Here is a 13,817-nt window from a genome sequence, read left to right on the forward strand (position 1 = left end):
TCAATGTCCGGACGGGTCCGATAGAATCCTTTCGGAAACTAGGCTCTACCCCACCATCGATGCAAGATGAATCTTTACTGGCGGACGAAATGGCCCGATTTGCCACCGCTCTTTTCCAACAGCATGATTTCCCCGATCTGAATCTCGCGATCGATCCCTTTGACCATGTCATAGACCGTCAAACAGCCGACCGATACGGCCGTCATCGCTTCCATTTCGACGCCGGTTTTCCCCGTCGTCTGGACGGTGGCCAGGCATCGCAAACGATCGGCAGCCGCCCACTGGAAATCGATCGAGACCGATTCGATCGGGATCGCATGGCACAGCGGGATTAGATTCTGAGTCCACTTGGTGGCCTGGATGGCTGCCAATCGGGCGACCGCCAACACATCGCCTTTGCGGGCGGTTCCAGCTCGGATCGTTTCAGCGGTCGTCAACAACATTCGCAATTCGCCCGATGCCACCGCTTTGCGGACGGTGGGTGTCTTTGCCGAAACGTCCACCATGTGGGCATTTCCGTCTTGGTCAAAATGAGGTGTGCCGCTCATGCGTCTGTTCGTCTGTGCCGGATAGTGTGGGCGATGGGGCGACAATCATCGGCAAGGAAAGCATGCGTCTGCCGTGATGTGCGATCCGAGTGGAATCGTGGTGGATGGTTCCAGCAGTTGTAGTCGAAGTCGCCTGGCTTGGGACGCCAATGTTCGATCCGATGCCGGGCTGTGGAAAGATGCCTGCACCAACGAAAAAAGGCGTCTCACACCTGCGGGGGTGTGAGACGCCAGTCGACGAGGCTCTTTGAGGCTCTTGGAAGATCTTGTTCGTTATTCGAGTCGAATCCTTTCAACCCGGTTTGGCGAAACTAGACCAATTCTTTTTTCGCACCGACGAGAGTTCGCAAGCGTTCGGCCAACAAGTGGGCATCGAATGGCTTTTTGAATGTTTCGTTGATGCTGCTTCGATCGAAGCTCATTGGTTGCCCGTCGTCGGGCAGCAATGCGATCAGGACGATATCAGTGAAGTCGATGTTCTTTCGCAAGTTCTGGCAGATTTGAACTGCCTCGATCTTGCCGATCGAAAAGTCAACGATGATACAATCCGGATTGAAGCTTTCAGCTTGAATTCCAGCCTCGAAACCGCTCGCGGCGACTGCCACTTTGAACGCTTTTTCGGGAGGAAGTTCTCGCTTCAGGTTCTCAATCAGCACCTGGTCTTGGGCGACGATCAGGCACTTTGCCATCGCTTCGTCTTCCAAGTCGCCCAGGGGCATACCATGCTCTTTGAGAAACTTAATTAAGTACTCTCGCGGAATTCTTCGATCCTGGGATCCAGGAATTCGATAGCCTTTCAAACGCCCCGAGTCGAACCATTTCGATACGGTCCGGGGTGCTACTTTACAGATCTTAGCGACCTGTCCAGTTGTGAAGACCTTCATGCTAGGTTCTCCATAACGCCTCGTTTAATATTCCCTCGAACAATGGTGCGTCGGTAACCATTGTCCTGTCGGCCTTGCTTCGTGGAACATTCGTCTGAACAACTGGTCCTGATCAGTTGGCATGGACGATTGCGGTGGGTCGCAACTGTCCAATGCTCAGCAAGTGGCTTGTCGATTTGGCAAACAATCTGCATGAGCACAGTGGTGAACGTCCTACGCTGGGTCTGGCCAGCCGGTTTGCATCTTGCGACGCTCGCCTAGCGGGATCCTCGCGGTTTGTTTAGTCAACTCGTTCACAACGAAACCTACGGTCGCGTTGGTGGGGCAGAAGCTGTGGAAAATCTGTAATCAATGCTAGGCCTTCCATCGGACTGCGACAGAATCTGCAAGGACACCGAAGGCTCGGCGTCGTTTGCTCTGTGCGGTTCGCATGGAATGCTCGGCAATGGTCACCGACATCCTCCGAGGTTTCCCCGATAATCGCTTATCAGAAAAACGCCGGATGCGTTTCCCAGAATCCCCCCTGGGTGGACGGCAGGATCGAATGGCGGTGGTCCTCGGCTGGCTCCCGAAGGAGCGTCGCGTTGGACTCGTTTAAACGATCCCTGTCCGAGAGATAGTGTCGAGTAAATCGGGGTTCACTCTTTAGGGCGTTTAAGCCAGAACGACCACTATCAACGGTTTCGCCGGTCGTCTGCATTGCGGCTAGCCACGTCCATGATACGTTGGAACTCCGGAAAACCCGCTTTCTTCACATTTTTAGACGTGATTGGGGTCGTCATGATTCCGCGCTTCGGCCGGGTGGTGGGGGAAAACTTTTTCCTGTTCTTCCGCTTCCCCGCGTGCTCCTGTCACAATGTTTCAGCGGGGTAATGTCACCCCATTCGTTTCATCCTCTCTAGATTCTCAAGTTTGGCCCTCATGGACGTTTCTGCTCGCCAGTTTTTCGACGAAGCCATCACCACCCCCAGTCCGTCGGGGTTCGAAGAACCGATCCAGAAATTGATCGGCGATTACATCCGCCCCTCGACGGATGACCTTCGAATCGATTTGCACGGAAACCTGATCGCATCGGCCGGTGACAAGTCTGGTCCCCGGCTGATGTACGCCGGTCACTGCGACCAGATCGGAATGTTGGTTTCTTACATCGATGATCTAGGGTTCCTGTACGCACAGACGATCGGCGGCTGGGACCCACAACAGTTGATCGGGCAATCCATGACGGTATGGACCGACACCGGACCGGTGTCCGCCGTGATCAGCCGCAAACCGATTCACCTGTTGAAACCCAAAGAACGTGAACAAGTCGTTGGCCTGCACGAATTGTGGTTGGACATCGGGGCGAAGGACAAAGCGGATGCCGAGTCGTTGGTGCGCGTCGGTGACCCCATCACCTTGGAACTGAAGATTCGCAATCTGATGCACGATCGGGTCACCGGACCGGGCATGGATAACAAGACCGGGATGTGGACGGTCATGGAAGCGCTGCGTCGATCGGTCGCTGCCGCTGATTCGCTCCGCTGCCACCTGCATAGCGTGGCAACGGTGCAAGAGGAAATTGGACTGCGGGGTGCCAAGACGGCCGCCGGCAGCATCAATCCGTCGGTCGCGATCGCTGTGGATGTGACCCATGCGTCGGATTGCCCCACGATCGAAAAGCAGATGCAGGGTGATATCTCCATCGGTGGTGGCCCGGTGATCTTTCGCGGCCCGAACATCAACCGCAAGGTCGCAGCGCGGTTGATCCAACTGTGTGAAACCCATTCGATTCCCTATCAGCTAGCGGCCGTCGGACGGGCCACCCCGAACGATGCCAACGCACTGCAAGTCCATGGCGGTGGAGTGGCGACCGGATTGGTCGCGATCCCCAACCGATACATGCACTCGGCTGTGGAAGTCGTTTCAATGTCAGACATCGATCATGCCGCAGACCTGTTGGCCGCGTTCGCGACTGCACTTTCCAGCGACGACGACTTCACCCCCGGTGAATGATTCGGGATCGATGGTGACCTTTCGCGGGCACGTCGCAGCGGCGCACATCGCTTCGGCGGGAAGTTGTCGGCGGGAAGTTGTCGGCTGCTGATGCAGTGGTCATCGTCCCGCAAGCCATTCAGCGTGATCGCCTGGGGGCGACTGGTGTACCGCAGCGTGTGGGGGCTGCAGCGAGGACGATTTTTGCGGGTGCTCGGACATCGGAGCGTTACCGCGTGTTAAAATTTCGCTTAGACGCGGGGGTGTCTTCCACCGCCGGTATTTCCGAGGCGAAAAAAATGGCAAAAGTATTGCTGGTAGAAGACAGCCCGACTCAGGCTGTCGAGATGCGAATGTTGCTCGAGGAAGCTTCGCACGAAGTGATCCATGTTGCCAACGGGAAATTAGCCCTCGCTGCGTTGGGCGAACATCTGATCGAGGTGGTGGTCACCGACCTGGAAATGCCCGAGATGAACGGCTTGGAATTGGTCGAAGCGATGAGTCTGGAATACGAGCACATCCCGTCGGTGCTGGTGACCGCTCGCGGCAGCGAAGAACTTGCGTCCAAGGCACTTCAGCAGGGCGCGACCGGTTACGTTCCCAAGAATCACCTGCAAACGATGTTGAACGACACGATCGTCGACGTCTTGGGGGTCTTTCGTACCGATGCCAGTTTTGCGAAGTTGATTTCGACGCTGCAGAAGAACGTCTTCGTCTTCGACATGCCCAATGATTCAACCTTGATCTCGCCCACCGTGGCGCTATTGATCCAAGTGGCATCGGGGATGGAATTGTTGAACGGCAGCACGTTGGTGCGTGTCGGGGTCGCGTTGGAACACGCTTTGTTGAATGCGATGTACCGTGGCAATCTGCAACTTGGCCCATCGGTCACGCCCGCCCACCGGGCGATCATTTACGATGACGTCACGACCGATTTGATCGAAAAGCGAAAGCAGAGCGAACCCTACAAGGATCGTCGCGTGCACGTCGAAGCGACGGCTAGCAAGGACGAGATTCGAATTTTGGTCCGTGATGAAGGACGCGGCTTCGACACCTCCAAACTGCCTGGCCGCGAAGACGTTCAGGTGGTCGATACTGAATCGGGACGCGGGCTGGTTTTGATGCGTAGCTTCACCGATGAATTGATCTTCAATGAAGCCGGGAACGAAGTCACGATGATCAAGTATTGTCGCTAGTGACCAAGGTGCGTTGCAAACTGCGTCAAGCGATTGTCGTTCCACAAGTCATTGCTTGATGACCGGTTCTTGGTCGGCCGTCGCCGTGATCCAATCGGTGTCCAGATCGGCTACCCTGAACGAAATGTCGACGACGCCTGCGATTTTTGGGCTATTCGGTGATCGCCCCCAGCGGCAATCGGTCCTTGCCTCGCTTCGGCGCAGCGTTTGCAACTGCATCCCGAATCACCGCATTTGAATTACCGCACACTGCATTCGTAGAAGGAACCTTGCCATGGATTCGGATCAAGGCGACCACATTCAGTCGCGATCCAGCTACGAGGCTCTGGTCAATGCGCTGCCACTTAGTCTGCTGATCAAAGATGCCGATGGTCGGCGTTTGTTCGCGAACAAGGCCTATCTGGATTTTCGCCAGATCACACTTGCCGACGTGGTCGGGAAACGTGACAGCGACTTGTTTCCCGCGGACATCGCCAAGCTGTATCGTGATGACGACGTCGCGGTCATGCAAAGCGGACAGACATCGCGGTTGGTCGAAGAAACCAGCGACCGCCAAGGCCGACGATCGTGGATCGAACGGATCAAGAGCCCCGTATTGAACTCTAGCGGATCGGTGATCGGGATCCAGGTCCTGTTCTGGGACGTGTCGGATCGCGTGCAGGCCGAACGAGCGCTGCAGCACGAAAAGGAACTGCTGGGGACCCTGCTGCGCCACATTCCCGATTCGATCTATTTCAAAGATCGTGACAGTCGATTCATTCGGATCAGCGAGGCGATGGCAACCAAGTTCGGATTGCAGAACGCCGCGGTGGCCGAAGGGTTGGCCGACGCCGACATCTTTAGCGAAGAACACGCCGACGCCGCTCGGCAAGACGAATTGCGAATCATGGAAACTCGTGTCCCGCTTGTCGATCGAGTGGAACGCGAAACATGGCCCGAGGGTGAAGACACTTGGTGCATGTCCACCAAAATGCCAATGATCGATAACGACGATCGGGTCATCGGTACCTTCGGCATATCGCGTGACATCACCGAACTGAAACGGTCTCAGGATGCGCTCAAAAAAGCGCTCGAAGCGGCGGATGCAGCGAATCGTGCCAAGAGCGACTTTTTGGCGAACATGAGTCACGAGATTCGCACGCCCATGAACGCAATCATCGGGATTTCAGAACTGCTGTCGCAGACCGATCTGTCGCCGGAACAGGCGGATTACAACGAATTGGTGCGAGATTCAGCCGATGCGTTGCTGCGATTGTTGAACGATATTCTGGACTTTTCAAAGATCGAGGCACGCAAATTAGAACTCGAATCGATCCCGTTTTCGATTCGTGATTTGGTCGAAAAGACCGGACGGACTCTGTCGCTGCGTGCCGCCGAAAAGGGACTCGAACTGGCCTGCCGTGTCGCCTCGGATGTGCCCGATCGGTTGATGGGGGACCCAGGGCGAATTCGTCAGGTGCTGATTAACCTGATCGGAAATGCGATCAAGTTCACGGACGTTGGCGAAGTGGTGGTCGAGGTCTGCAATGGCGAATGCCCGCCGGCAAGCGAATCGGCTACGCCCCAAGATTCGACGCCCGTCGGTGATCGGGTGCCGATCAAAATCAGTGTTTCAGATTCTGGTGTGGGGATTCCCGCGGAAAAGCAAGCCTCGGTGTTGGAAGCGTTCACCCAAGCCGATGCATCGACGACCCGCCGTTTTGGCGGTACCGGATTGGGGTTGGCGATCACCAAGCAGTTGGTCGAACTGATGCTGGGCGAACTGCAGTTGGAAAGCCAAGTCGGCAAAGGCACCACGTTTTTCTTCACCGCTCATTTCCCGAAGGCTCCGTCGAATCAAACCGATCCGGTCGCCCGACTAAAAGATCTTGCAGACCTGCCGATCCTGGTTGTCGACGACAACGAAACCAATCGCCGGATACTGCGTGAAATTTTGTCGGCCTGGAGATTGTCGCCGACGTTGGTCGATGGTGGCCCGGCGGCGCTGGAAGTGATCCAGCAGGCGTCCGAAGTTGGCCGCCCATTTTCGATGGCGATCTTGGATTGCATGATGCCCGACATGGACGGGTTCGAACTGGCCAAACAGATTCGACGCATGCACCATGTCGACGACATGAAACTGATCGTTTTGTCGTCGGCTGATCGAAAAGAGGATGTGGGGCGTTGCGACGAACTTGGCATCGCTAGGTATCTGATCAAACCGGTCGTACAGTCGGAACTGTTGGACACCGTTTTGCAGGTGATGAACGCACAGCAGCCGAGCATTCCGAAAGTTGCAGAGAATCGGATCTCGTGTCCCCCGATGCGTGTGCTGGTGGCCGAAGACGGGTTGGCCAACCAGCATGTGGCGGTCGGGAATTTGCAGGCCTGTGGACACCAAGCGGTTGTCGCCAGCGATGGACGCGAAACAGTGGCGAAGTGGAAAGCCGAACCGTTCGATGCGATCCTGATGGACATGCACATGCCGGTGATGGACGGGATGGAAGCCACGATCGAAATCCGTGCCGCCGAAGCGGGGACCGGTCGCCGGATCCCGATCATTGCGTTGACCGCCGCCGCGATGAAAGAGGACGCCGAGGCCTGCTTGAAAGCTGGGATGGACGCGCACCTAGCCAAGCCGATCCATCAGCGGCAGTTGCAAGAAATGTTGGCGCGGTTTGCTCCGCAGGTCACCGAGTTGTCGAAAATTCAGTCGACGAAACAGAAGTCGACGAAACAGAAGTCGACGAAACAGAAGTCGACGGGGCGATCGCTCGGAACGGTGTCGGCCGAGTCCCATCAGACCGCCGGCGATTCGAATCAACCTGCGACGCTGCAACCTGCGGCAGACCGACCAGTGTCAGCCCATGATGCATCGATCCATTCCGATGATCTGCCATCCACCGATTCCACGGCGGGTGTGTCGCCAACCGCCGGCGATGCGATCGATCTTCGCGCCGCTGCGGCGCGTGTGCCCGGTGGCGTGCAGGGAGTGCGGCGATTGGCCGAAGTGTTCATCCCCGAATGTGAATCGATCTTGGCGACGCTGCGGAACGAGGTTCCAGACGGCGATTGGAAGCTGATCCGTCGATCGGCCCATACATTGAAGGGAACTTCCAATTTGTTCTTTGCCGAACGAGTTGCCGAACTGTCACTGCAGTTGGAACAGTTCGATCCCGATGTGCAGGCGTCTCAGATCGTCCCGGTTTTCAAGCAGTTGGAAGCCGAGGCCGAGCGGATGTTGGACGCCGTGCGGACCTTTTTGAATTCCGAGGATCCGCAGTAGTGTGGCGGCGCGGACGCCGGACCTAATCCTTTTCGGAAATGCCTAGTTTGGCCATCCAGCGGCGTGAAGGCGTCGTTCCGGCCTCTTGGTTTTGCCGACACTCGCGGCGTGCGTGTTCGAGCTGTTCTTCCAATTGGCTGGTGCGCCGAGTCAGTTCTTGCCGTTCCCGCGACAACTTCGCTCGTTCCAACGACGCCTCGATCTCACTCTTGCGGAATTTCTCTTCCCATTCGGCTTGCAGCAACTGCAGACGCTCGCGTTCCTGCATCACCAATTCATCCGAATCGATCAGTTGGGCGATCGCTGCAGCACCGACGGCCGTTGCGCCGTCACCGGCATCCGATCGTTGGTCCAGCAAACAATGAAGTTCGCCAATTTCCGTGTCGCGGTTGGCGAGTTCGGCTTCATGCTTGGCCAGCTGGGCGTAGATCGCACGAACAAATTCAATCGGCGACTCCGCCAGCGCTGCATCGTCGACGTTGTGTTCGGCTTGGAGATCTTCGATGAACGTGTCGGCATCAAAGTCGTCGTCTTCTAGCTGCTGCAAGATCAGTGCCTTGCGTTCTTCCCACGACAACGCGTCGCTGGTGCTCGATTGAGCGTTGGAGACCGTGGACCGAACGTTTTGGGATGCAAGCCGCGACGCAAGATCTGCGTTCTGTTGGCGCAAATCGTCATTCTCGGCTTCGACAGAACTGACGTGAGCAGAGATTTCGTCGATCTCCGATCGCAGGTCTTGCAGTTCGTGATCCGAGATTTGGTTGGTGGGGGTGTCGCCATCCCGGACCAGGACTGCCAGCGGATAATCGGTGCCCGACGAGGTTGCGGGCTCGCTAGCGGCCGGTTCAGGCTTGCTGGTCTGATCCGCCAGCATTCGATGCAGTTCGCTGATCTGTTCAGCCATCTGCTGAAGCAGTTCCGTATGGTTGTCCAAGCGGATGGACGCCGTATCGGCGGCGCTCAGTTCATGCGGCGGCGGTGGTGCTTGTTGTTCATCGCTGTTTTCAAACCAATCGTCGGTTGCCCCATGATCCAAGGTTGCCTCATTCAGGTTTGCCGTTTCGTAGTCGGATGCATGATCGGTCTTTGGTTCGTCAGACCCATCGGTCGATGCATCAGACGACATGTGGATGGGGGACGTCGAGGGTGCCTGATGGAGGTCGGTTCTCGGAGCCAAGGTTGCGCGCTTTGCGTTCGGCTTCCTGGTGAATTTTCGAGACTTCCGAGCCATTGTTTTGCAGCGAGAGGTAGGCGAACCGGTCAGATAAGCGTTAAAATCGACACAGCTGGAATAGACCTTTCAGCGAAGCAATGACGCATCGGTAGTGACGCACCAAAGTTTCTGCCCAACCGTGATGTTGCTTCATGAAAGGATTACGTTGCCAAAAGGCAACTGTCAAAGGAAAACACGTTCCCTCGCACTGGATCTCATGGCGAAAAAGAAAACAGCCACCTCGAAGAAGGGTTCGCAATCCGCAGGCAGCGGGGTGGTGTCCGGTAACTCGGGCGATTCGTCTGAAAACGGAGGCCAGGATGTCGATGGGATCAACTTCGAAACGGCCCTAGCCGAGGTCGAGCAGATTGTCGCTGAATTGGAAAGCGGCGATTTGGGGCTGACCGAATCGCTGGGGCAATACGAGGTAGGCGTGAAGCGTCTGAAGCAGTGCCATCGTATTTTGGCGGCTGCCGAGCAAAAGGTTAGCGTGCTAGCCGGATTCGATTCCGAGGGAAATCCTGTCACCGAACCGATCGCTGAACTGGAAGTCCGAGGCGGTGGCGGTCGAACCAAGGCATCTGCCGGGCGGCAATCCGCTGCTAAAACCCAGAAGAAATCGACCAGTGGCGTTCCAGACGCCCTTAGCCAGTCTGGCGATGGGGAAACCGTGGACGATTCGCCAGGCCTCTTCTAGAATCTACGACTAGGCTCGCAGCCCATCGGTTGCCACCGGCTGCGTTTCGCGTTGCCATGCCCCCCGACGGGGGCTATGCACGCTGCGGCCACCCTGCTTCACCTGTCACCTGCCTCGCGAAATATCGGCCGTCAAATCTTGGTCAATGGAAAGTCCGCATCGGGGATCGACGATCTGAAGCCCTGGATCGAATCTTCGCTTGAATCGGCGTGTGAATTTGGTGCGGGGTGCCCCGAGACGTTGGCGGCCGCGATGCGGTACGCCCTGCTAGCACCCGGAAAACGATTGCGTCCAGCGTTGGTTTTGATGGCGGGCGAAGCCTGTCACCAGAATCTTGACGATGAACTTCGATCGCAGTTGATGCCTGGGGCTGTCGCGGTCGAAATGATCCACGCCTATTCGTTGATTCATGACGATCTGCCGGCGATGGACGACGATGATTTGCGACGTGGTCGGCCGACGGTACACATTCAGTTTGACGAGGCGACCGCCATTTTGGCTGGCGACGCGTTGCAGGCTCAAGCGTTTCGGCATTTGGCAGAGTCGGTTGCGGACCCCGCTCGGGCCGTTGCGGCAATCCGGTCTCTGTCCCAAGCAGCATCCGCAACAGGCTTGGTCGGGGGGCAGGCCGACGATTTGGCCGCTGAAAAACGCGACGACCTATCGGATCAAGATGGCGGATCGATCGATTGGTTGGAACATCTGGAATCGATTCACCGTCGAAAAACGGGGGCGTTGTTCGCGGCGTCGTTGGATTTGGGGGCAATTTTGGCGGGAGCCGACCAGTCGGCGCGGTCGACGTTAGCGGAATACGCATCCGACTTGGGGCTGGCTTTTCAAGTCGTTGACGATTTGTTGGACCACACGGCGGACGATGCTGATCTGGGGAAACGCACAGGAAAAGACGCAGATCGTGGAAAGCTGACCTATCCCGGGTTGTTGGGAATGGACGGGGCACGAGACAAGGCGAACGAATTAGTGGAATCGGCAAAATGCCGAGCGTCTGTTTTCGGTGCCGCCGGATGGCGGTTAACCTGGCTGGCGGACTATGTATTGGAGCGAAAACATTGACGAACACACCCCCGAAGAAGAGCGACGCACATCATCACGCCTTGGGACAGCACCCGTTGCTGGCCGGTTTGGATGATGCGATGCCGCTGCGAACGTTTTCTCCCGATCAACTGAATTCAGTGGCCGCGGAGATTCGTGACGTTCTGTGCAATCTATTGGCGACCCGTACGGCGCACTTTGCGTCGAACTTGGGCGTCGTCGAGTTGTGCTTGGCGCTGCACTGCGAATTTGACTTCCGCAGCGACCGTTTGGTCTGGGATACCGGGCACCAGATCTATCCTCATAAACTGGTAACTGGGCGATATCACCAGTTCCCTTCGATTCGGACGCGTGGCGGTTTGATGGGGTATCCCAACCCCCACGAAAGCGTTTACGACCTGTTCATGACGGGCCATGCCGGATGCAGTGTCAGCACGGCGGTCGGTCTGCGCAGTGGCGATGTGGTCGGTGGTCAACCGGATCGCCGTACCGTAGCGGTGATCGGGGACGGGGCGTTCCCCAGCGGCATCGTGTTCGAAGCGATGAACAACGCGGGTGAATTGGGCGACGACCTGACGATCGTTTTGAACGACAACAAAATGTCGATCTGCCCGCGCGTCGGTGCGGTCGCAGACTATTTGGATCGTCTTCGCAGCAACCCGTTCTATACGGGGCTGAAAAGCGAGGTTGTGAAGCTGTTGGAACGCGTGCCGATGTTCGGCGATCCGGCTGAGCGATTGTTGGCGCAGATGAAAGAGGGCGTCAAAGCTGGACTGCTGGGCGGGATGTTGTTCGAGGAACTGGGGATCCGCTATGTCGGCCCCATCGATGGTCATGACATCGCATTGGTGCGAAAGTACTTGGCGATGGCTCGCGAAACCAGCGGTCCGGTCCTGTTGCACGTGGTCACCGAGAAAGGGCACGGTTACAAACCGGCCGCCGAAGATCCCGTCTACTTCCACACGCCCCCTGCGTTCAACGATGACGCCGGCACACTGACCACGCAGAAGAGCGACGGGCATCCGCCGTACACGCTGCACGCACGCGAAGCGATCCGCAAAGCGATGACCGAAGACCAGCGTGTCACGATCATCACCGCTGCGATGTGCCAGGGCAACAAACTAGAACCGGTGCGTGAAAAGTTCCCGGATCGATTCTTTGATGTCGGTATCTGCGAATCGCATGCGGTCGCGTTCGCCGCCGGCCAGTGCAAGACAGGCTTGCGTCCGATCGTCGATATCTACAGCACGTTTCTGCAACGTAGTTACGACCAGATTTTTCAAGAGGTTGCGCTGCAGGATCTGCCGGTGACGTTCCTGTTGGATCGTGCCGGTCTGACCGGCCCCGATGGACCCACGCACCACGGGCTTTTTGATATCGGTTACATGCGAGTGTTCCCGAATATGGTTTGCATGGCACCCGGGTATGCTGCCGAAACGGGCATGATGTTGGACGCCGCGTTGCATCACGATCACCCCTGCAGCATTCGATATCCCAAGGCGTCGGCGATCGAATTGGATCATGTGCCGGCACCCATCGAAATTGGCAAATGCGAAGTGATTCGCGAAGGTGCCGATGGCACCATCGTTGCCTTCGGTGCGATGCTAGAACAAGCGATCGCGGCGGCCGAATCCTTGGACGGCGACTTGGACGTGGGCGTGATCAATGCTCGTTTTGTCAAACCGATGGACGAAGCGATGGTTCACGACACCGTGGCCGGGGGCAAGTTTGTCGTGACCGTGGAAGAAGGCGCCAGGATGGGCGGATTCGGATCGGCGTTCATCGAATCGGCTGTCCAGCAGCGATTGGATACGCGTGCGATTCGCGTATTGGCGCTGCCAGACGAGTTCATTGACCACGGCGACCGCAACGAACTGTTGCACGATCACGGGCTAAGTCCCGTCGCGATCGCCCAGGCCTGTCGCGATGCGGTCCCTACCGGCGTGCATTGATCGGGTAGGTTAGACTGTCGTTCGGCAAGATCTGGCGGACCAAAGCTTGGTGGCGGATTGGCCCAAGCTGTGCCCGCTCGATCACACCTGCACCTTCGGGAACCGACGACATGTCCTGCCAAGATTCTGGCGATCTGAATCGCAATTCGCGTGACCGCCCCCGAGTCGCGATTCTGGGGGTTCCCGGCCGTGAAAGCGTCCAAAAGGAACTTCAGCGAATTCGTCCTGCCATCGAAGAACGGGCCGAGATCGTCGTCGAGGACTTGGAGTTCCAGTACGACTTTTCAGACACCGACATCGATTTGGTGATCGTGCTAGGTGGCGACGGATCGATCTTGCAGTCGGCCCGCCAGATGGGCGTCAACCAAATCCCTGTGTTGGGCATCAATTGCGGCCGGTTGGGCTTTTTGGCCGCGCTTTCACCAGACGATTTTCTGTGCGTCTGGGCCGATGTGTGTTGCGGGCAGTTTGCGGTCGCCGAGCATGTCATGCTGAAAACGCAGCTGGTTCGCGACGGTAAGGTCCAGGCGGAACAGTTGGCGCTGAACGAAGCCGCGGTCCTGGGCGGACCGCCCTACGAGATCCTGGACATCGACCTGTATGCCGATGGCGAGTTGGCGACCCGGTATCGCTGCGATGGTTTGATTTTGGCGACGCCGGTCGGTTCGACCGCTCACAATCTTTCCGCCGGTGGGCCGATTCTGCGGCGGACGCTGCAAGCCGTCGTGATCTCGCCGATCAGTCCCCATACGTTGACCTACCGACCGGTCGTGGATTCCGCTGACACTCGATTCGAACTGCAAGTCGTCAAACCGAACGATTCGACCAGCATCGTGGTGGACGGCAGAATGCTGGGGCAGCTGCGTTCGGATGACCTTGTGCGAATCGAACGCGCCGACACCACCTTCAAGATGGTGTCCGTGGCGGGGAACAACGACTACCGATCGCTCCGCGAAAAACTGGGCTGGGGTGGCTCGGTTTCGATGCCCCGAACAAGAACCTGATTCCCGCGGGAGTGATGCTCGCGGACGTGATTCCCGC

At 57.3% G+C, this 13,817-nt stretch carries 10 protein-coding genes; 7 read left to right on the forward strand and 3 right to left on the reverse strand.

The window, feature by feature from the left end:
* Positions 1-74 precede the first annotated feature (74 nt).
* Together moaC and K227x_RS08520 are read right to left on the reverse strand one after the other, a co-directional pair.
* Positions 75-548, reverse strand: a complete 474-nt coding sequence (moaC, locus tag K227x_RS08515) for a cyclic pyranopterin monophosphate synthase MoaC (protein WP_145169118.1) — start codon at positions 546-548, stop codon at positions 75-77.
* A 311-nt stretch (positions 549-859) separates the two neighbouring features.
* A complete protein-coding gene (locus tag K227x_RS08520) occupies positions 860-1,432 on the reverse strand; it encodes a helix-turn-helix domain-containing protein (protein WP_145169119.1) in 573 nt (190 codons plus the stop codon).
* Between the two features lie 921 nt (positions 1,433-2,353).
* On the opposite strand from K227x_RS08520, the gene K227x_RS08525 reads away from it, so the two are divergent.
* The 3 genes from K227x_RS08525 (at position 2,354) to K227x_RS08535 (ending at position 7,864) form a co-directional block, all read left to right on the forward strand.
* Complete coding sequence (locus tag K227x_RS08525; RefSeq protein WP_145169120.1) at positions 2,354-3,424, forward strand: M42 family metallopeptidase; 1,071 nt, start codon at positions 2,354-2,356, stop codon at positions 3,422-3,424.
* A gap of 278 nt (positions 3,425-3,702) precedes the next feature.
* Positions 3,703-4,599 carry a response regulator gene (locus tag K227x_RS08530; RefSeq protein WP_145169121.1) on the forward strand — a complete coding sequence of 299 codons (897 nt, stop codon included), beginning with the start codon at positions 3,703-3,705 and terminating at the stop codon, positions 4,597-4,599.
* A gap of 274 nt (positions 4,600-4,873) precedes the next feature.
* Positions 4,874-7,864: a response regulator gene (locus K227x_RS08535; protein WP_145169122.1), complete on the forward strand. Its 2,991-nt coding sequence runs from the start codon at positions 4,874-4,876 to the stop codon at positions 7,862-7,864.
* 22 nt (positions 7,865-7,886) lie between these two features.
* Here K227x_RS08535 and K227x_RS08540 read toward each other — a convergent pair whose 3' ends face one another.
* A complete protein-coding gene (locus tag K227x_RS08540) occupies positions 7,887-8,990 on the reverse strand; it encodes a hypothetical protein (RefSeq protein ID WP_145169123.1) in 1,104 nt (367 codons plus the stop codon).
* Between the two features lie 304 nt (positions 8,991-9,294).
* On the opposite strand from K227x_RS08540, the gene xseB reads away from it, so the two are divergent.
* From xseB to K227x_RS08560, 4 genes are all read left to right on the forward strand, one after another.
* On the forward strand, positions 9,295-9,774 hold the full coding sequence (gene xseB, locus K227x_RS31570) for an exodeoxyribonuclease VII small subunit (protein WP_145169124.1): 480 nt from the start codon (positions 9,295-9,297) through the stop codon (positions 9,772-9,774).
* A 75-nt stretch (positions 9,775-9,849) separates the two neighbouring features.
* Entirely contained in the window at positions 9,850-10,845 is a 996-nt protein-coding gene (locus K227x_RS08550) for a polyprenyl synthetase family protein (RefSeq protein WP_145169125.1), read from the forward strand.
* Positions 10,842-12,776, forward strand: a complete 1,935-nt coding sequence (gene dxs, locus K227x_RS08555) for a 1-deoxy-D-xylulose-5-phosphate synthase (protein ID WP_261343428.1) — start codon at positions 10,842-10,844, stop codon at positions 12,774-12,776. The genes K227x_RS08550 and dxs overlap by 4 nt, the downstream gene beginning before the upstream one ends.
* A gap of 110 nt (positions 12,777-12,886) precedes the next feature.
* Entirely contained in the window at positions 12,887-13,780 is an 894-nt protein-coding gene (locus K227x_RS08560; protein WP_145169127.1) for an NAD(+)/NADH kinase, read from the forward strand.
* The last annotated feature ends 37 nt before the right edge of the window (positions 13,781-13,817 follow it).

The organism is Rubripirellula lacrimiformis, assembly GCF_007741535.1.
Taxonomy (GTDB): domain Bacteria; phylum Planctomycetota; class Planctomycetia; order Pirellulales; family Pirellulaceae; genus Rubripirellula; species Rubripirellula lacrimiformis.

Bases quoted from the DNA above. Each gene is read 5' to 3' on its own strand.
- K227x_RS08560 (WP_145169127.1), top strand. From the start codon at position 12,887: ATGTCCTGCCAAGATTCTGGCGATCTGAATCGCAATTCGCGTGACCGC.
- K227x_RS08525 (WP_145169120.1), top strand. From the start codon at position 2,354: ATGGACGTTTCTGCTCGCCAGTTTTTCGACGAAGCCATCACCACCCCC.
- K227x_RS08550 (WP_145169125.1), top strand. From the start codon at position 9,850: ATGCACGCTGCGGCCACCCTGCTTCACCTGTCACCTGCCTCGCGAAAT.
- K227x_RS08520 (WP_145169119.1), bottom strand. From the start codon at position 1,432: ATGAAGGTCTTCACAACTGGACAGGTCGCTAAGATCTGTAAAGTAGCA.
- K227x_RS08530 (WP_145169121.1), top strand. From the start codon at position 3,703: ATGGCAAAAGTATTGCTGGTAGAAGACAGCCCGACTCAGGCTGTCGAG.
- K227x_RS08540 (WP_145169123.1), bottom strand. From the start codon at position 8,990: ATGTCGTCTGATGCATCGACCGATGGGTCTGACGAACCAAAGACCGAT.
- K227x_RS08535 (WP_145169122.1), top strand. From the start codon at position 4,874: ATGGATTCGGATCAAGGCGACCACATTCAGTCGCGATCCAGCTACGAG.
- moaC (WP_145169118.1), bottom strand. From the start codon at position 548: ATGAGCGGCACACCTCATTTTGACCAAGACGGAAATGCCCACATGGTG.
- xseB (WP_145169124.1), top strand. From the start codon at position 9,295: ATGGCGAAAAAGAAAACAGCCACCTCGAAGAAGGGTTCGCAATCCGCA.